This window comes from Treponema saccharophilum DSM 2985, from assembly GCF_000255555.1.
GTDB lineage: Bacteria > Spirochaetota > Spirochaetia > Treponematales > Treponemataceae > Treponema_D > Treponema_D saccharophilum.
Genome location: NZ_AGRW01000036.1, coordinates 48,989 through 68,121, shown reverse-complemented (window position 1 = coordinate 68,121; position 19,133 = coordinate 48,989). Strand labels below are relative to the sequence as shown.

At 58.3% G+C, this 19,133-nt stretch carries 14 protein-coding genes; 7 read left to right on the top strand and 7 right to left on the bottom strand.

Translation table 11 applies throughout. The features are described 5' to 3' along the window. Window positions 1-111 precede the first annotated feature (111 nt). The 3 genes from cbiD to TRESADRAFT_RS03125 form a co-directional block, all read right to left on the bottom strand. Window positions 112-1,269 carry a cobalt-precorrin-5B (C(1))-methyltransferase CbiD gene (cbiD, locus tag TRESADRAFT_RS03135; protein ID WP_002702771.1) on the bottom strand — a complete coding sequence of 386 codons (1,158 nt, stop codon included), beginning with the start codon at window positions 1,267-1,269 and terminating at the stop codon, window positions 112-114. A gap of 146 nt (window positions 1,270-1,415) precedes the next feature. Further along, entirely contained in the window at window positions 1,416-2,306 is an 891-nt protein-coding gene (locus TRESADRAFT_RS03130; protein WP_002702769.1) for a sirohydrochlorin cobaltochelatase, read from the bottom strand. Between the two features lie 48 nt (window positions 2,307-2,354). Continuing rightward, complete coding sequence (locus TRESADRAFT_RS03125) at window positions 2,355-3,350, bottom strand: ABC transporter substrate-binding protein (RefSeq protein WP_002702767.1); 996 nt, start codon at window positions 3,348-3,350, stop codon at window positions 2,355-2,357. 749 nt (window positions 3,351-4,099) lie between these two features. Between TRESADRAFT_RS03125 and TRESADRAFT_RS03120 the strand changes: the two genes are divergently transcribed. From TRESADRAFT_RS03120 to TRESADRAFT_RS03110, 3 genes are all read left to right on the top strand, one after another. Beyond that, entirely contained in the window at window positions 4,100-6,004 is a 1,905-nt protein-coding gene (locus TRESADRAFT_RS03120; protein ID WP_141607084.1) for a DEAD/DEAH box helicase, read from the top strand. Window positions 6,005-6,174: 170 nt separating this feature from the next. Continuing rightward, a complete protein-coding gene (locus TRESADRAFT_RS03115; protein ID WP_002702763.1) occupies window positions 6,175-7,914 on the top strand; it encodes an ABC transporter ATP-binding protein in 1,740 nt (579 codons plus the stop codon). A 40-nt stretch (window positions 7,915-7,954) separates the two neighbouring features. Next, the gene (locus TRESADRAFT_RS03110) at window positions 7,955-9,847 is read left to right on the top strand and encodes an ABC transporter ATP-binding protein (protein ID WP_002702761.1); all 1,893 of its coding nucleotides are present in this window, start codon (window positions 7,955-7,957) and stop codon (window positions 9,845-9,847) included. A 254-nt stretch (window positions 9,848-10,101) separates the two neighbouring features. Here the strand turns inward: TRESADRAFT_RS03110 and TRESADRAFT_RS03105 are convergent, their stop codons facing one another. Continuing rightward, entirely contained in the window at window positions 10,102-10,590 is a 489-nt protein-coding gene (locus TRESADRAFT_RS03105) for a TspO/MBR family protein (RefSeq protein ID WP_002702759.1), read from the bottom strand. A 272-nt stretch (window positions 10,591-10,862) separates the two neighbouring features. Between TRESADRAFT_RS03105 and TRESADRAFT_RS03100 the strand changes: the two genes are divergently transcribed. Next, on the top strand, window positions 10,863-11,972 hold the full coding sequence (locus TRESADRAFT_RS03100; RefSeq protein ID WP_002702757.1) for an MBL fold metallo-hydrolase: 1,110 nt from the start codon (window positions 10,863-10,865) through the stop codon (window positions 11,970-11,972). A 95-nt stretch (window positions 11,973-12,067) separates the two neighbouring features. Here TRESADRAFT_RS03100 and TRESADRAFT_RS03095 read toward each other — a convergent pair whose 3' ends face one another. Together TRESADRAFT_RS03095 and TRESADRAFT_RS03090 are read right to left on the bottom strand one after the other, a co-directional pair. Further along, window positions 12,068-14,869 (bottom strand): ankyrin repeat domain-containing protein, encoded by a 2,802-nt coding sequence (locus TRESADRAFT_RS03095; protein WP_002702755.1) that lies wholly within the window; start codon window positions 14,867-14,869, stop codon window positions 12,068-12,070. Window positions 14,870-15,022: 153 nt separating this feature from the next. Next, window positions 15,023-15,463, bottom strand: a complete 441-nt coding sequence (locus TRESADRAFT_RS03090; protein WP_002702753.1) for a Fur family transcriptional regulator — start codon at window positions 15,461-15,463, stop codon at window positions 15,023-15,025. 162 nt (window positions 15,464-15,625) lie between these two features. Here TRESADRAFT_RS03090 and TRESADRAFT_RS03085 point away from each other — a divergent pair, with 162 nt between their 5' ends. After that, entirely contained in the window at window positions 15,626-16,363 is a 738-nt protein-coding gene (locus tag TRESADRAFT_RS03085) for a Bax inhibitor-1/YccA family protein (protein ID WP_002702745.1), read from the top strand. Window positions 16,364-16,525: 162 nt separating this feature from the next. On the opposite strand, the gene TRESADRAFT_RS03080 is transcribed toward TRESADRAFT_RS03085, so the two are convergent. Next, window positions 16,526-17,308, bottom strand: a complete 783-nt coding sequence (locus TRESADRAFT_RS03080; protein WP_217169653.1) for an SAM-dependent methyltransferase — start codon at window positions 17,306-17,308, stop codon at window positions 16,526-16,528. Window positions 17,309-17,609: 301 nt separating this feature from the next. Between TRESADRAFT_RS03080 and TRESADRAFT_RS03075 the strand changes: the two genes are divergently transcribed. Both TRESADRAFT_RS03075 and TRESADRAFT_RS03070 read left to right on the top strand, forming a co-directional pair. Next, window positions 17,610-18,176, top strand: coding sequence for a hypothetical protein (locus TRESADRAFT_RS03075; RefSeq protein WP_002702743.1), 567 nt, complete (start codon window positions 17,610-17,612; stop codon window positions 18,174-18,176). Further along, window positions 18,173-19,069 carry a patatin-like phospholipase family protein gene (locus tag TRESADRAFT_RS03070; protein WP_002702742.1) on the top strand — a complete coding sequence of 299 codons (897 nt, stop codon included), beginning with the start codon at window positions 18,173-18,175 and terminating at the stop codon, window positions 19,067-19,069. The genes TRESADRAFT_RS03075 and TRESADRAFT_RS03070 overlap by 4 nt, the downstream gene beginning before the upstream one ends. The last annotated feature ends 64 nt before the right edge of the window (window positions 19,070-19,133 follow it).

Here is a 19,133-nt window from a genome sequence, read left to right as displayed (position 1 = left end):
CATTATTTAAAGTTTTCCGCAATTTTTTGGCTGTGTACGAAAATGGTGCAAAGGAGGAGTTTGCCTTCTGTTGGTGATTCGCATCGTTTCGTATGGAGCCGTTCTTTTTTTTTAAAGCAGCCCCCTCGTCGTCGTGAACATGAGGAAATCGAACCTGAACGCGCCCCCGCTTCTCCTCGCTATGTGTTTTTTTGCGGCTCGTATGATGCTCCGGCATGTCGCGCCCGTTGCGCCTGTCTCGTCGAGGATGTCGAATGCCGCGTCCGTCGTCGCGCACGAGAGAATCCGCGCCATGTCGCTTTTGTCGAGCGCGTCGAATGATGTGAGCGCCGCGTGGGATGCGATGATTTCCATGCGGCAGTCTGCCGTGTGCGAGTGCGTGTCCATAATCCCGCCCGCAACCTTGACGAATTTCCCCGCATGTCCGACGAAGGTGACGCGCTCAGCTTTTTTCTCGACCGCAAAATCGATTGCCTTCCCTATGAAATTCGAGCACTTCACGACGGGAATCCCGCCGAATTCGGGGCGTTTTTTGAGGAAGTCCTCTCCGTAGTTTCCCGGCGTGACGACGATGTGCCGTCCCAGCCCGCGCGATTCTGCTTCCGAAAGTGCGACGCCCATCTCCACGCCGATTGACTCGACGAGCGCGCGTTCGCTCATCGGCTCGACGACGCCGCTAGTGCCGAGAATCGAGATTCCGCCGATTATCCCGATGTGCGGGTTGAACGTTTTTTTCGCGATTTCCTCGCCGCCTTCCGCGCTGATTTCGACCTCCGCTTTTCCGGTGAAGGAGGATTCGGCGCAGACTCGGGCGACGTTTTCCTCTATCATCGCGCGCGGGACGGAATTTATGGCTGGCGACCCGACTTCCTGCTCAAGCCCGGGCTTCGTCACGATTCCGATTCCGCGCCCGCCCGTTATCTCGACGGAGATGCCGGCTCGTTCTTCCGGTATGAGCCTGACTTTCGCGGAAATTTCGATTCCGTCTGTCGCGTCCGGGTCGTCGCCCGCGTCTTTTTTTACGGAGCACTGCGCCTCCATCTTTCCGGTAATCGCGCGTTTTTTTATCTCGGCGACTGCGTCCCATCCTTTCGGCGTCCCAATCCGCGCGTAATCGGGGAATGTTCCCGTTGCGGCCGCCCGTGCCGCCGCCATCGCCGCCATCGCCGCCGCGCTTCCCGTCGTGAATCCGCATCTCATCATCTTTCCGCCGCAGTTGACGAACTGCTCCGTCGCGATTTTCCGTTCTTTTTCATCTTCCTTTTCCATTTTTCCGCTCCGTTTCCGAAAATCCTACCACATCGCGCTTTTTCGGGCATCGAAAAAAAAAGCCGCTCCAGTTTTGAAGCGGCTTCCGTCGTCAGTGTACCTGTCCGGCACCTTCGGGGCGTTCAGGTCTGTTTTTGTTCCTGCGGCTACTCTGCGTTTTCAGGGGATGCCATCGCCTCTTTTATGTGGTCGATGTAGATTGCCCTGACTTCGGGATATTCGCCGAGGCCTTTGATGAGCGTCTCGACCTCGAATCCCGCCGCCGTGAACTGGCTTTTCCAGCTGTCGTCCTCGTCGCCCGCCATGTCGTTGTTCGCGTGGTCGCCCGCGACGAGCATGAGCGGCTCAAGAAGCACGGAGCGGTATCCCGCTTTTTTCGCAAGCTCGATTACCGTCGCGCAGTCGGGATACGCCTCGACCGTGCCGACGAAAATCTCGGGATGTCCCTCCGCCTTCGCCTGGTAATCGGCGGCGGCATAGAGGAAATTCGAGAAATAGTCCGTTCCGTGCCCCATCAGAACGAGCGCGCGTTTCGTTCCGGCGACATTTTTTGCGAGCGTCGCGAGAACCGCGCTTATCTCGTCTTTCGTCGCGAGAAGCGGCTTTCCGAATACGATGTGCATCCGGCTCTTGTACGGTTCGGCAAGCTCCTGCATCTCGTTGTATTCGAGCCCGTACATCATGTGCGTCGGCTGGACTATGACGTTGCGGAATCCTTTCGACTGCGCGTCCTTGAGCGCCTCGTCCACCGAGAAAATCTCGATGCCGTTCTTCCTGAGCTTGTTCCTGATTAGCGAGCTCGTGTACGCCGACGTCACGTAGAAGTCCGGGAACGCTGCCTTCACCTCGTCCTCGACCGCAACGCACGTCGCCTTGCGCGATTCCTCGAAGCTCGTTCCGAAGCTGACGAGGATAATCGACGTCGTCTTCCCGGAAATCTCCGCGGGTTTCGCCGCCTCCGTTTTTGTCGATGCGCACGACGTGAGCGCGACTGCTGCCGCGAGCACTGTGGCGGCAAGCCTGCTGATTTTTTTCATTTTATTTCTCCTTGAATAAAAAATGATTGCGATTTTTGTGCCGGAATTTCAGTTTCCGAGGATTCTTTCGAGGATTTCGTAGCTTTCCGCCCATCGCGCGCCCGGCTTGAAGTGGAAAAGCTCCCTCGGAAGGACGATGAACCTGCCGTTTTTCGTCGCGGAGAGTGAAGCCCATGCCGGGTTCGACGACAATGTGCGCCTGACCGATTCGAGCGCCTTGCGTTCGTCCGCTCCCATCGTGATTACGAATATGAAATCGGGGTCGTCCTTCATAATTTTCTCGACGCTGAGGTTCTCGGTGAGGAGCGAGTCCGTGTCCGCGATGTTTGACGCGCCGAGCTGCTTTATCATGAGCGCTGCGGGAACCGAGTCGCTCGCCTTCGCGGATACGGATGCCGAGGAGGCCCGTATCATTATGAACGTTTTCCCGCTTCCCGGCTTCCGCGATTCTGCGGCGGCGACCCTCGACTGCTGCGCGCTGCCGAATCGCTCGAACAAGTCCTGCCTTCCGTTGAGCGCGCAGAAAATCTTAAGGATGCGCATGTACGAGCCGAACCCGTCATAGTCGAAGAACGCGCATTTTATTCCGGCTCCCTCAAGAATCCGCGCGATGCTCCGGTGCGACTGGATGTTCGCCGAAAGCAGCGCGAATCTCGCGCCCGACGATATCAGAAGCTCCGCGTTCGGGTGCATCATCGTCCCGACGTTCGCCGCGTTGCCGGTTTTCCCGTGCATCGCGAAGACGCCTTTCTTGTGCGCGCTGAACGAGTCTGTCTCCCATTCGGAATTCGCCTCTGCCGCCTGCTTTTCCGTCATCTCAGGCGGCTCGGAGAAGCAGTCGTCCGTCGCTGCCATCGCTTCCCCGCCGGAAAGAAGCCAGAGCGAGAGGATGCTTCCCTGAAGGACTGCCGTTTTTTTTGTGTCTTCGGATGTTACGGTGATTTTTCGGCCTGCGTCGTCGGTGAACGATTCCGCCCCGGCGCCCCATGCGTGAATATGCGCGGCGATTGCGAAAGCCGCGGCAAGTATGAGAAGTTTTTTCATTTTTCCAAAATTCCATGCATCGTGATATTTTGCTTTGCCGCGCCCGGCGATCTGACTGTACAGTGGCGGGACCGTGAGGTGATTTCAACCTGCTTCTCCGTTTGCCCGGATTTTCCGGACAGGCGCGGCTATGCCTTGATTATGCCGAATTGCGCGCTGTTGTGCATTAGTTTTTTTTGCGCGGTCTTGCCGGTTTTTGATATCGGTTTCAATGTATTTGCAATGTATGTCAAAGTTTTCAATCAGATGCGGGATTTGCTTGAAACATTCCGTTAATTCACTTATAGTGCTATTCTCATTTCGGCGCGTGCAGACGTTTTCAAATTCGCAATATGGACCATCCGGATTTTCGGGCGGCTCTACTGCTCCAATTCAATCAGTTGAGGGTGATTCCGGGTGCCGGGGTCAGCTAATCGACCTGTCCTACAGCAGGTTTAATGAACTTCATTCAGATTTTTTTGTGGCGATTTCGAGGGTGTTTTCACGCCATTGTGGGACATTCCGGGGAACATCCTTCCCGGTGTGTCGTCGTAATTTTCGGAATTACGGAATTTCAAATATTTACAGGGGAATAGCCAATGGAAAATCAGGAGATTGAATGCGCGGAGAGCGCGGTTGAGGAGCAGGTCGCTGACGGCAATGCCGCGGCGGACAGCGTTTTTGAAGGCGTGCGGGAAATTCAGGATGATGATGCCCGGGAGATTGTCGAAGTCGACGAGACGGATGGTGAGGCAGAGGACGACGGCGAGATGTCGTTCGCCGATTTGGGGCTCGACGAGTTCATCCTGTCTGCGATAGAGAAAAAAGGATTCAAGACGCCGTCGCCGATACAGGTTCTGGCGATTCCGCGCCTTCTGAACGGCGACGCGAACATCATAGCGAAAGCACGCACAGGAACGGGAAAAACTGCCGCGTTCGGGCTTCCGATTGTCCAGCGCATCCACGAAGAGAGCGACCACGTCCGCGCCCTCGTCCTTGAGCCGACGCGCGAGCTTGCCATGCAGACTTGCACGGAACTTCAGTCTTTCTCGACGACGAAATATCCCCGCGTTGCCGTCCTTTACGGCGGCGCTCCGTACGGGGAGCAAATCCGCTCGCTCAGGAGGGGCGTCGAGATTGTCGTCGGAACGCCGGGGCGCATAAAAGACCACATCGAGCGCGGCACGCTCAAACTGGACAAAATCGACTACTTCATACTCGACGAGGGCGACGAGATGCTCGACATGGGATTCGTCGACGACATCGAGTCTATTTTCGCGACGGCGAACCCGGACGCGCGGAAGCTGCTTTTCAGCGCGACGATGCCGAGGCCGATTCTCCGCATCGCCGAGCAGTTCATGGGCGAGTACGAGGTCTGCGAGGAGGAGGGGTTCGTTGAGGAGCCGCTCCTTATCGAGCAGAAATACTGGTTTGTCCGCGAGCATGAGAAAATCGAGGCGCTCGTCCGTCTCATCGACATGAGCCCCGACTTTTACGGGCTTGTCTTCACGCAGACGAAGAACGACGCCGACACGGTGACGAAGCTCCTCGACGAGCGCGGGTACGATGCGGCGGCGCTCCACGGCGACGTCCCGCAGAACCAGCGCGAGAAAATCCTCGCTCGGTTCAGAAGAAGGAAGACGCGCGTCCTCGTCGCGACGGATGTTGCCGCCCGCGGAATCGACATCAGCGGCCTTTCCCATGTCGTGAACTATTCGCTTCCTTTTGACGGCGCGACCTACGTCCACAGAATCGGGCGCACGGGCCGCGCTGGAACGTCGGGCGTCGCGGTGACGTTCGTGCGTCCCGAGGAGCGGAGAAAACTTGAATTTTTGAGGAATACCGTACGCAAGGCTGCGAAGGGTGAGATGAAATGGGAGCCTGTCCCGTCCGTCAAGGCTGTCCTCGACGTGAAGCGGGCGCATCTCCTCGACTCGCTCAAGAAAAAGCTCGGGCTCGTGCGGGATGATGCCGCCTGCGATTCCTCTGCATTCGAAAGCGACGAGGTCGTCCCGCTTCCCGAGGGCGCTCCTGCGCGTGACGAAGCGGCGAAACCGTGCCTCAAGGAGGCTGACGGCGTTTTCGTCGAGATGGCGAAGGGGCTCTGCGCCGATGCCGATCCTGTCGGCGTCCTTGCCGGCGTCCTTGCCGCGATGTACGGAAGCGCGCTTGACGAGTCCCATTACGGGAACGTCTCCGATGTCGGAAGCCAGGACAGGAACGGACGGATGCGCGGCGGAAGGGATTCCCGCAGGCTTTTCGTCCAACTTGGGCGCAGGGACGGCTTCAACGCGAAGGAGATTGCGGCGTATTTCAGCGGGCTTCTCCACATTCCCGGAAGGCAGGTCGACAGGATTGACGTCACGGAGTCGTTCTCGCTCATAACGCTTCCGCGCGATGCCGCCGACAGGGTTATCGAGATGAGCCGCCGCGACTCGTCGATTCCGCATATCCACATCGACACGCGCTCGAACGGCGGCGGACGCGGGTTCCGCTCGGAGGGGCGCGGGTATTCCGATGGCGGGCGGCGCTCGTTCGGCGGTCAGCGCGGAGGGTTCCGCAGGCAGGAAGGCCAGCGCGGCAGGCCGGAGAAATCGCGCCCGCGCGTCCATACTCCCACCGAGCGGCGCGGCTCGTCGTCATACAGGAAACCGTACGGCGGCGACGAATTCTGACGTTCCGTTTGTGACGTTGCCAGCGCGGAAGGTGTGACGCGGAGTTTTTTTGATTCCGTTTTCCCGAATATCTTTCCCCCGTGGATTTTCGCGGGGGATTTTTTTATGCGGGCAACCATAACAATAAATTCATTGGATTTTCACGATTTGTTTGAATAGACTTGTAGCCTATGAATGTCGTGGAAAAGCTCACCTCCGGACTTGAGCGAAAATACAGGCTCTTCACGATTCTCTCCCCGTTCGCGATGGTCGGCGAGGTTCTTATGGAGACGACGATTCCGCTCGTCATGGCGCGGATTGTCGATGTCGGAGTGGGCGGAAGAAATGTCCGGGCAGTCGCGATGTACGGCGCGCTCATGGTTTCGATGGCGCTGTTCTCGCTTGCGTGCGGTGTCGGATGCGGAAGGCTGTCGTCGCTGGCGGCATTCGGCTTCTCGCGGAATTTGAGGCGCATGCTGTTCGGGAAGGTGCAGTCGTTCTCTTTCAGGAACATAGACAAATTCGGGACTGGCGCGCTCGTCACGAGGCTCACGACCGATGTCACGAACGTGCAGAACATATACCAGGGGCTTATCAGGACTGCGGTGCGCGCCCCGCTCATGCTCGTCTTCGGAACGGTCATGGCGTGCGTCGTGAACCTCCGGCTGGCGTGCATCTTCTTCGCCGTCATTCCCGTCCTTGCCGTCATCCTTTCCGTCATCGCGTCCGCCGCGTACCCGCGTTTCCGCGTTTTGTTCGGGAAATACGACAGGCTGAACACAATCGTGCAGGAGAACCTTATCGCGATGCGCGTCGTGAAGTCGTTCGTCCGCGGGGATTTCGAGCGTGAGAAGTTCGATTCCGTCGCGGTGTCGCTGAGGGATGCGCAGGTCCGCGCCGAGAAAATCGTGATACTGAACGTTCCCGTTATGCAGATTGTCATCTATTCGTGCATCGTCTCGGCGCTGTGGTTCGGCGGCAATATGGTCGTCTCCGGCTCTATGACGACGGGCGGCCTCATAAGTTTCCTCTCGTACATAACGCAGATTCTGATGAGCCTGATGATGCTCTCGATGATGTTCGTCCAGTTCATACTGAGCCGCGCCTCCGTTTCGAGGATATGCGAGGTGCTCGACGAGGTTCCTGCCGTCATGGAGAACGGGGGAGCCTCGGAAGCTGCTCGCGCGGCAGGCGGGCTTTCCGTCGAATTCGACGACGTCTCGTTCAGCTATTCGGAAGGCGCGGGAAAGGAGGTGCTTTCAGGCATAAGCGTTTCGATTCCCGCGGGGGCGACTGTCGGGATTATCGGCGGGACTGGAAGCTCGAAGTCGACGCTCGTCCAGCTCATCCCGCGCCTCTACGACGTCTCCTCGGGTTCCGTCCGCGTCGGCGGGATTGACGTCAGGGACTGGCGCCTCGGCTCCCTCCGCAAAAACGTCGCCGTCGTCCTCCAGAAGAGCGTCCTTTTTTCGGGGACTATTGCGGAGAACATGCGCTGGGGGAACGAGGACGCGACGGATTCCGAGATTGAGGAGGCGTGCGCAGCGAGCGACGCGCATTCGTTCGTGTCGGCGCTTCCCGACGGATACGGGACGGTGATTGGGCAGGGCGGCGTGAATTTGTCGGGCGGGCAGCGGCAGCGTCTTTGCATAGCGCGCGCCCTCCTCAAGAAGCCCGCCGTGCTGATTCTCGACGACTCGACGAGCGCCGTCGATACCGCGACCGACTTGCGCATAAGGGGCGCGCTCCGCTCGGCGCTGCCCGGCGCGACGAAGATAATCATAGCCCAGAGAATCGCGTCCGTCGCTGATTCCGATTTCATCGTCGTGATGGACGGGGGGCGCGTGTGCGGAATCGGAACCCATGAGGAGCTTCTCGCGGGCTGCGCGATATACCGCGAGGTTTACGAAAGCCAGATGTCGGGGGAATAGGAATGCGCGGCAAGAAACGTCTTGTTGGGGGGAATGTACGATGCCACCAGTAAAAATGAGGGGGACGCAGAAACCGAGGAACGCGGCGAGGACAATCCTCCGCCTTCTTTCCTACATGGGAAAATTCAGGGCGCTTTGGCCTGTCGTTTTTGTATGCGTCGTCGTGTCTGCCTTTTCCGAGGTTGCCGGCGCATACCTGCTCAAGCCTGCCATAAACGACTACATAATCCCGCTTGTCGGGAAAAAAGGCGCGGATATGGCGGGGCTCCTGCGCATCGTCTCCGTCATGGCGGGAATATACGTCTGCGGCGCGCTCTGCTCTTTTTTGTCCGCGCGCATCCTGCTGAAAATATCGACCGGGACGCTGCTTGCTGTCAGGCGCGACCTTTTTTGCCGGCTTCAGGAGCTTCCCGTCCGCTTCCACGATTCGAGGACGCACGGCGAGACGATGTCGCTTTTCACGAACGACACAGACACGCTCCGCGACATGTTCAGCCAGACCGTCCCGCAGCTCTTTACCGCGCTTTTCCAGGTGTCAGGAATTTTCGTCATGATGCTAGTGCTGAGCGTCCCGCTTGCCGTTCTCGTCGTCGCGACGGTAGCCGTCATAATGCTCGTCGTCTCTCGGATTGGGAAGCGCTCGGCGGCGGCGTTCAGGAGCCAGCAGGCGAACATCGCGAAGGTGAACGGCTTTATCGAGGAGCTTGTCGAGGGGCAGAAGGTCGTCACGGTCTTCGGGAGGGAGAAAAAGTCGTGCGAGCAGTTCGCCGGGCTGAACGACATGCTCTGCGAGTCCGGCACAAGTGCGAACACCTACGCCTCGATACTCGGGCCGCTCATGAACAACATGAGCCACGCGCAGTATGCGCTCTGCGCGATAGCAGGGGCGTTCCTCGTAATCCTCGGGCGCATGGACATAGGAACTGTCGCCAGCTTCCTCCAGTCGCTCAGGAATTTCTCGCGCCCGCTTTCGCAGATGAGCCAGCAGTTCAACTCGATTCTGAACGCGCTTGCGGGTGCCGAGCGGATTTTTGCCGTCATCGATGAGAAGGCCGAGGTCGACGACGGCGATGTGTCGCTCGTCAACGCGTCCGAATTCATGGATTCGCTCGGATGGACTCATGTTTCCGAGAGCTTCGCGCGTACCGGCGAATGGGCGTGGAAGGATTCCGGGACGGGGCAGCTCAAAAGGCTCCGCGGCGACGTCTCGATTGGCAATGTCGATTTCAGCTACGTCGAGGGGACCCCCGTTTTGCGGAACGTTTCGATAAAGGCGGCGGCAGGGCAGAGAATCGCGCTTGTCGGCTCGACGGGGTCGGGGAAGACAACCGTCGCGAACCTCATCGCGCGATTCTACGATGTCGGTGACGGTCACGGCGAAATCCTGTTCGACGGAATTCCGGTGAAGGACATACGGAAGGGAAGCCTTCGCCGCGCGCTCGGCATGGTACTGCAGGACACGCACCTTTTTACGGCGTCGGTCAGGGATAACATCCGCTACGGGAATCTCGACGCGTCCGACGCGCAGGTCGAGGCTGCCGCAAAGCTCGCGAACGCCGATTCGTTCATCAGAAAGCTTTCCGACGGATACGACACGGTTCTGACGGGCGGCGGCTCGGAAATATCGCAGGGGCAGAGACAGCTCCTGTCGATTGCGCGCGCCGCCGTAGCCGACCCGCCGGTGCTCATCCTTGACGAGGCGACGAGCTCGATAGACACGAGGACGGAGCGCCTCATCCAGCAGGGGATGGACAGGCTCATGAAGGGACGCACCGTTTTCGTGATAGCGCACCGGCTTTCGACGGTCAGGAACGCGGATGTCATCGTCGTGTTCGAGCGCGGCGCCGTAATCGAAAGCGGCACTCACGAAGAGCTTCTCGCGCGCCGCGGACGATACTGGCAGCTCTACACGGGCGCGTTTGTCCTTTCATGAATAAAAAAGAAAACCTGTTCTGAAACCTCGGTTTCAGAACAGGTTGCCTGAAAATGCGATGTTCAAAAAAAAGTGCTGTCTGCACGTATTTGAACTCGTCGACCTGGGCGATAACGAAGTCACCGGGCAGGTCTAGTTATGCGCTGTTGCGGATAGCAGAAACTCGAAATGGAGCCGAAAAACGTCCGTTCCGAATTAATGCACGAGGAATGACGGAGCGGAATTTCCGTGAAATACTGCCCTGTCATCCCTCGTCATTGTGCGATGGCGACGGCCGCGTTCAGATATCCCGCGAACGTGAGCCATGCGAGGTACGGAATAAGAAGCGCCGCCGGAGCCTTCCCCGTTTTTCCCGCGAAGAATATCAGCGCCGCGACGGACATCCACAGGAGGATGAGGACGGCGAGCGAGAGACGCGCCATTCCCCCGTTGAAGAAGAGGGGCGACCATATGAAATTCAGGAAAAGCTGGAGCGCATAGAGCGCGAGCGCCTTTTTCCGTGCGCCTTCCTTTTTTTCCTCCGATGACGCGTATATCAGGAAGCTTGCGGCGCCCATCAGCGCGTAGAGGATTGTCCATGCAAGCGGGAAAACCCATGGCGGCGGCGAGAGCGGCGGTTTTGGCATGCTCGCATACTGTCTCATCGCGTCAGAGCTTATGAGCGCCGACAGCCCGCCTGCTGCGAGCGGGATTGCCACTGCTATTGCTGCGGCAGCCTTCGTTCCTCTTTTCCTCTCGTTCATGGGCGCCTCCCTGAAAAAACGCATGGATTTTGAAGGGCGCCCGCAAAAACCGGTACGGATTTGGGGATGCCCTTCGTTTTTATGGACGTGTCCCGAGTGTGCGGCATGCGCCTCGGTTCGGGACGGGTAACTGTACCACCGCGGAAATTCTGAAGCCACCGCGGAATTGTAAAATTTCCCTGACATGAGCGATTCCTTATGTTTGGGGCGCGGAATCCTTGCCTTATTCCCGAAGTTCCCGTACATTTCTATCCTGCTGATGGGAGGTGAAGATGAGGAGATGTATGGTTCTGATTGCAGCCGTTCTTTTTGTGCTTGTGGTGCCGGTGTATGCTGTCCTTTTCCTGCCCGGCGTCGGCGGGAAGCCGTCGAAATCGGACCGCGAGGACTATGCCCGCCGCGCCGCCAACTACGACGGAAAATCCTTCCGCAACGAGGATGATGTCAGGCTCATGACGGACGATTCCTCCGCCGGGGGAAATCACGCCTCGACGAAGGGCGCGCGCCCGAAGACTGCGCTTCCTCTTGCCGAGCCTTCGTTCAGTGCCGCGCCTTCAGACGGCGAGTTCACGGTGACGTGGTTCGGGCATTCTTCCGTCTTGGTTCAGGTCGCGGGAAAGAACATCCTTATCGACCCCGTTTTCAGCGAGAAGCTCTCGCCCGTTTCGTGGATAGGGGTGAAGCGCTTCACGAAATGCCCCGTCACCGTGGACAGCCTTCCCCAAATCGACGTGATGATTATCTCGCACGACCACTACGACCATCTCGACTACTCGGTGATGAAGGCGATTTCCCCGAAAGTCCGGCGGGTAATCGTTCCCCTCGGCGTCGAGGCGCACCTCAGGAAATGGAAGTTCGACATGGCGAAAGTCGAGAACCTCGCGTGGTGGGAGGAGAGCGCCGGGGATGACGGGGTGACGGTCGCGTGCACGCCTGCCCAGCATTTTTCTGGAAGATGGCTTACCGGCAGGAACGGGACGCTGTGGGCGAGCTGGGTCATACAGGCGGGCGGAAGGCAGGTTTTCTACAACGGGGATTCCGGGTTCTCCACCCATTACGGAAAAATCCGCGAGAAATACGGGGATTCAGATTTCGCGCTGATGGAATGTGGGCAATACAGCACGAGATGGGCGCGCATTCATTCGTTCCCGGAGGAGGGGGCGGACGCGATGGCGGCGGTGGGGGCGAAACTCGCGATGCCCGTCCATTGGGGCGCGTTCGTCCTTTCCGACCATGCGTGGGACGATTCCGTCGAGCGCTTCGTATCTCATGCGGAGGAGACCGGACTCCGGTTCATCACCCCGAAAATAGGCGAGACTGTCGATTTGACGAAGGACGACCTTTCCATGTTCCGGCAGAAATGGTGGCGCGAAATCGAGTGATGGTTGCCGGGCGGATTCCTCGCATTCTCCGTCCCGAAAAAAAACGGGGCGCGGAACGAACTCCGCACCCCCGATAATATTCCGCCCGGTTTGCTTTATTTCAGAATTTCCGCGATTTCCGGGCGTCCCCAGCGCGCCGCCATCTGTGCGGGCGTCTCGCCCGAGATGTTCCGCTGCGTTTTGCTGAGCGCCAGCTCCACGAGGTGCTTCGCCGTCTCCTCGTCCGCGCTTCTGGCGGCGTAGTGGAGAATCGAGTCTCCCTGCGCGTCCGTTTTCTTCGCGTTGTATTTGACAATCGCGTCGAGGATGTACGTGTTCTTCGTCTTGAAAACCTGCGTTATCGGATTCTGCCCGTCGTTCGTCGCGAGGAACGGGTCTGCGCCGTTTTCGAGGAGAATCAGCGCGAGCGTGCGGAGATTTTCCGTGACTGCGATGTGCAGCGCGGTGACGCCCTTTCCGTTCCTCTGGCTGACGGGGTATCCGGAGCCGAGCAGCATCTTGAGTATTTTCTGGCTTGCGTGCTTTTCGACCGCGATGTGGACGGGCGTGTTTCCGTCGCTGTCGACAATCGTGGTGTTCGTCCCGAGCACGGCCTTTATCACCTGCTCGTCGCTTCCGAACACGAGCGAGAGGGGAGTGTCCCCGTTCGCTGCGCGCGAGAGCGGGTTCCCGCCGACATCGCGTATCGCGTTTATGATTTCGATTTTTCCCGTCTGCGCGGCGTCGTGGTATGCGCTCCGCCCGTTCATGTCCTGGACGCCGGCATTCGCGCCGTTGTTCAGAAGAAGCTTCACCATGTCGAGATTCTGCCCCTGGACCGCGTCCATCAGGACCGTCCGTCCGAGCGTGTCCGTCGCGTTCACGTTCGCGCCCGAGTCGATGAGGAGGACAGCCATGTCCTTTCTGCCCGTCCTGCACGTCTCGCTGAGCGCCGTCCGCCCGCTCAGGTTCTGCGCGTCGACGTCGACGCCGTAGGAGATGAGCTTCTTTGCGGCGTTCGTGGCGTCCCATTTCACGCACGCGTGGAGGGGCGTGTTGCCGAGATTGTCGCGCGCCTTCTCGTCGCGGGAATCGACTATTGCCCCGTTCTTCACGAGTATGTCGATTATCGATGCCCCGTTGTTCTTCACCGCGGAGAATACGGCCGTCTCGCCGTTCGCGTTTACGGCGTTTACGTCGGAGCCGCGCTCGATGAGCATTTTCGTCGCCTTGTCGTATTTCCATTCGGCGGCGTAATGGAGCGGCGAATTCCCGCTTCCGTCCCTCATGAGCAGCGTCTCAGAATTGATGAACCAGTCCTGGACTTTCTCGTTCGTCAGCGCGACGCGGAGGGGCGAGTTGTTCTTCGTGTTCGTCGCGAAAATATCCGCGCCGTTCGCGAGGAGAAGCTCGCCTGCCGTCTTCCTGTTCTTCTGCGTCGCGAGGAACAGCACCGAGTCGCCGCTTGAATTGCGCGCGTTGGAGTCGGCGCCTTCCCCGATGAGGTATTCGAGGAATTCGTTCGAGCAGTTCTCGTTTATCGCGAGGTGGAGCGGCGTGTTTCCGCCCGAATCCTTCGTGTTCACGTTCTTGCTGGAGATTAGGCTTTTGAGAATCTCGAACGAGTCCGTTTTCATCGCGCGGCTTATCGGGGTGAGCCCGTTCATGTCCTCCGCGTATATGTCGGCGCCGTGCTTCGCGTAGAAATCGATGTGCTCCGTGACGCCGTTGTCGATTGCCAGCGCAAGCGGGGTCACGCCCTGCTTGTTGCGCTCGTTCACCTGCGCGCCCGAGTCGATGAGGAGCGCGAGGATTTCCGTCGACGTCCTGTTCATCGTCGCCTTGTGGAGGACGCAGTCTCCGAACATGTCCTTCTGGTTCACGTTCGCGCGGCTTCTGATGAGAAGCTGGTAGAGGTCGTTCTGGACGCCGTCCGGCATCGTCAGCAGAATCGGCGTGTTCCCGAGGTTGTCGCGCGCATCGACGTTCGCCCCGGCGCTGATGAGCGCGCTTGCCGTCTGCACCTTGCCCCACCGTACCGCCTCGTGAAGCGGCGTCGCGCCGGAAATGTCCTGCGCCGAGAGAAGGCTTGCCATCGGGATTGTCGTAGGCTCCTTGAGGATGTACTCGACAATTCCCGTGTGGTCGGAGAGCGTGGCGATGTGGAGCGGCGTCTGCCCGTCGTCGAACCGGTAGAGCGGGTTGTGGCTTGAGACCGCCTTCTCGAAGTAGTCGAAGTCGCCCCCCGCTCTCGGCGTTCCGGCAAGGATGAGCTTCGCGGCAATCCTCATCGCGCTGTAGTCGTTCGGGGATTTGTAAGCGAGCTTGAGCGGCGTCGTTCCGCTGTCGTCCTCCACGGAAAGCTCGAGCCCCTGCTCGATGCAGCAGTCGATTGCCTTCTCGTTCCGCGTCCTCACGAAATAATGGACGATCGATTCTCCGTTTATGTCGCGGAGCTTTCCCGTCTGGTGGTTTATCATTATGTTGTACCACTCGTCGCCCTTCGACAGCGAAATCTCAAGCGGCGTGTTCCCCGAGGCGTCCTTCTCGAAAATGTTTGCGCGGTAGAGCGTGAGCGTCGCGCCGGAATGGACGGCGTTGTTCTTGACGGCCGCGTGGAGCGGCGTGTCGCCGAATTTGTTTTTTATCTGCTGGTCGGCGCCCTTTATTATAAGGAAGTTGACGAGGTCCGATTCGTCCATCTGCGCGGCGATGTGCAGGGCGGTGTTCCCTTCGGAGTCCGTCTCGTTCACGTCCTGCGTCGCGAACAGCTGTTTCGCCTCGTCGAACCTCCCCTCCCTGATAAGCTCCTGTATCGTGACGTTTTTCGGGGATGAGGCGCATGATGCCATAAGCAGCGCGAGCGTCGCGGCAGGAATTCCCGCGGCGAGCAAAACGTTCTTGACGGTTAGTTTCATTCTGTTCTCCTGAAAATCTGTTTGGAAAAAAATCGGCAGCCCGAGCCGGGATGTTCCTCAAAAAAATCCCGGCGCTGTTCCGGCTGAACGGATTTCCTTAGATTATCGGAGCATTGCGCCATGTTGATAAACGCGTTTGCGCGCCTGCTTTTCTTATGATGACGCGCTTTTTGCGGCGCATTCCGCGCACAGCCCCCACACGTTCGTCTGTATCGCGTCCACCTTGCAGCCGTTCCCGACGGACGATGCGCACGTCGAGTTGAATTCGACGATTTTCCCGCCGATGAAAACGTCGTCGATTCGCCCGCATTTCCGGCATTTGAAATGGATATGCGGCTTCGTCTCCGCGTCGTACCTGAGCTCGTCGTCCTCTATCGTTATCGCCTGGACAAGCCCGTGCTCCGCGAGAAGCCGCAGCGTGCTGTAGACCGTGGTGCGGGAGAGCGTCGGATGCGTCGCCGAAAGCGAGCGGTAGACGGCATCCACCGTCGGATGTGTCGGGTGCGTGCAGAGATATTCGTAGATTGCGGTCCTCTGCATCGAGGGTCTGATTCCTTTTGCGGCAATTGCCTGAGAAAAATTCTTTTCCATCATAATGGAATTGATTCTACAATAAAAGTGTAATAATTACAATTTTATATCGCGAACAATGATGGCGGCGCGTGCTTCTTTTTTATTGTCGCGAACTCTGCTATCATTCGCCGTGCCGGGAACGGGGTGTTTCCGGATATCTCGCTTATCATCTTGGAGGTGAAAATGGTCGGGTTCAATTCTGGAGTCCAGCTTTCCGCGCAGGAACGTTCTTCCTTTATCGGAAAGACATACGGCTGGATGTCGCTCGCTCTTTTTGTGAGCGCGTTTGTTTCTTTCTTTGCCGCGAACGCTGTGTTCGGTGCGGACGGGCGGTTGTCGCGCTTCGGCATGGTGCTTTTCGGCAACGGAATGATTGGGTTCTGGGTGCTCGCCATCGCTGAATTTGTCGTGGTGATGTGGCTTTCTTCCATGATAAGGAAGATTTCTTTCGGAACGGCGGCAATCGGGTTTTTCGTTTACGCCGTCCTGAACGGGATAACGCTCTCGACGATATTCATCGTCTACCGGATAAGCTCGATAGCGTCCGCGTTCTTCGGCAGCGCCGCCATGTTCGCAATCATGAGCTGGTACGGGGCGACGACGAAGAAAAATCTCTCGTCTTTCGGAAAGTACCTGATTATGGCCTTAATCGGAATCATCATCGCGAATGTGGTTCAGTTCGTAATCCACCTCGTGACGGGAAACCCGATGACGTTCCTCAACTTCATCATCTCGGTCGCGAGCGTCGCGGTTTTCACCGGGCTTACGGCATACGACACGCAGAAGCTCTTCCGCATAGCCGAGAGCGCGAACGGCAGCGACGATTACCAGAAAATTTCGATCCTCGCCGCGCTTGAGCTTTACCTCGATTTCATAAACCTGTTCCTCGCAGTCCTCCGCATATTCGGAAAACGGAGGTAGGAAAGAGACCGTCCCGTTTTTCGGGGCGGTTTTTTTATCATCGCTCTGTCTGGAAATTTGTCATGCTGAACTTGTTTCGGCATCCATATATCGGCGTACGTGGATTCCGAAACATGATTTCCGTGAAATCCGTTCGGAATGACGATAAATCATGGCAGAGCCTTATCTTTTCTGCGCGTTTTTTCCGCTTCCCCTCGCGTTTTCCGTCCCTTTGTAAATGAGGAAAATCGCGGGGACCTTGTCGATTTCAGGAGGCTCGCATTTCTTCCACTCGCGGATTGTGCGCGTCTTGATGAATTCCCCGTCGCCCGTTATTCCCGCGGCAACGCAGAGCCGAGTCCCGTCCGCGCACGTCTTGATGATTGCCTCGAACATCTTCGCGTTCCTGTACGGCGCCTCGATGAAAAGCTGCGTCTGGTCCTCCTTTATCGCGCGCGATTCGAGCTGCCGCAGCTTCGACTCGCGCTCTCCGCCCTTCACCGGAAGGTATCCGTTGAACGCAAAATTCTGCCCGTTGAACCCCGACGCCATCAGCGCCAGTATCATTGAATTCGGGCCGACGAGGGGAACGACGCGGATGTTCTTGCGGTGCGCGAGCTCTACCGCGCGGCTTCCGGGGTCGCCCACGGCCGGGCATCCCGCGTCGGAAATCACGCCCATCGGCTTTCCTTCCTTCTCAATCGGGTCGAGCAGGTGCGACAAATCCGCTCCCGCCGCTGTGTGCTCGCTCAGCTCCGTGAACGTGCATTCGTCGATTGGGAAATTTTTGTCGAGCGAGATGAGAAACCGCACCGCCGATTTCCTGCTTTCCACGATAAAATTCCTTATTCCCGCCACGATTCTCGCGTTCCGCTCCGGCAGAACCTTCCCGTTCTCCCCCTCCGAAAACTCCCCGGCCATCGGCACCGGAACAAGAAACAGCGCCTTCTCAATTTTCATATCCATGCCCCCGATTATAAACAATCTTCCGAACCTTTCCCATAAGCAGAATCCCCGCAAAGAATGTTTCCCCGCCGGAAAAAAGACTTCCCCGAAAAGGTCGCAGCTTTGTTGCGCCCGCGCCCGTTCCGAAAGGTGAATAACCCCGCTTGAAACAAAACGGTGGTGTCCTTTTCAGAAAGAAGTTTTCCCCGCCGGAAAAAAATTTCCCCGAAAAAGGCGCAGCTTTTGTTGCGCCCGCGCCCGTTCCGAAAGATGAATAACCCCGCTTGAAACAAGACGGGCGCCCTGTGCTAAACTCCCTTTTATGTTCGTTTCTTTTTTCGTTTTTGGTTTTTTGGCGGCGCTTTCTCTTGCCGGGTGCGCGTCCGTCGATGCCGGTGGAAAAGCCGACGCGCCGCATTTCCGCGATGTCGGCTCGATTTCTGAGATTGAGGGCGTCTGGCTCGGGGACGGGGGGCGCGTCGTCGAATTTCCCGTCGTCGCGGACGGGACGCGGTTCCTCAGGGTTTCGGACGTTCCGTTCGATGCGACGGGCGAATGGAAGAAGATATGCGCCGATGAGGGGATTGCCTACGATTTCGAGGCGATGTGGCAGCGCCGGTTCGCGCTCGCCGACGGATATCCCAAGGCGGATTCCAGGGGCGTTCAGGTGGGAATCGTGATGGCGAGGCGGAACGTCGGCGGGGAAAACCGCGTCTTCTATTCGCTCACGCACCTCGTTCCGGCGGCGGTCGCGGAGGACAACCTTTCGAATTTTCAGATTGACGGGGAAAGCCTCGCCGTTTTCGGGATAATGACGCTCGGCTCGGACCGCGTTCCCGACATCGACTTCTCGTCGTTCGGTTCCGGCGTCCTGAGGAGGAAGGAATGATTGCCAGACAGTTTTTTCTCCGGCTCGCTGCGTTGCTTTTCCTTGCCGTCCGCGCGGTTTCCTGCGAGGAATATGCGCTCGTCCTTTCCGGCGGGGGCGGCAAGGGCGCCTACGAGGTCGGCGTCTGGAAGGCGCTCTCGGAATTCGGCATCGCGCAGAAGACGACGCTCATTTCCGGGACGAGCGTCGGCGGACTGAACGCGGCTCTTTTCGCGTGCGTCACGCCCGCCGAGGCCGAGTCGATATGGCTCAAGGAAGTTCCGGGGCGGCTTCAGGGGGACGGGAGCCTGATTTCGCAGGCAGGGCTCGATTCGATAATCGGGGAAATCGGCGTCGAGAAAATCAAGACGCTTTCGTATCCGAAAGTGTTCGTCACCGCGGTGAGGAACGATTCTCTCCCGAAAAAACTCCTGAAGCTCGTGACGTCGGAAATCGGCTCGTATTCATACCGTTTCCTGCTGAACGAGGAGGTCGATTCCGACGAGATACGGAAGAAGCTCCTCGCGACGTCGGCGTTCCCGCTCGTCATGAAGCCCGTGAAGCTTTCCGACGGGAATTATTATTCTGACGGCGGCCAGCAGCACATCGGCGGCGACAATACGCCCGTCGCGCCTGTCGAGGAGAACGCCGGCAGGGTGGGGAAGGCGTTCGTCGTCTACCTCAAGGATGTCGGCTCGTCGTCGCGCCATTCCGCGCTGCGCCGCCCGTCTGAAGGAAGTCCCGTCGATTTCATCGACATAGTTCCCTCCGTCGCGCTCGGTAATTTCTGGGAGGGGACGGCGAATTTCAGCGAGGAGAAAATAGCCTCGCTCATCGAGCTCGGGTATTCCGACACGGTCGCGCTCCTCCGCGCGAACGACCTGAATCCAGTCTCGTCGTTCTGGTTCCGTTGACGGAATCGTGCGCAAAGTCGGCGGGACTTGCACGTGGTTCTCGCGCGCCGATGTGGTAGAATCG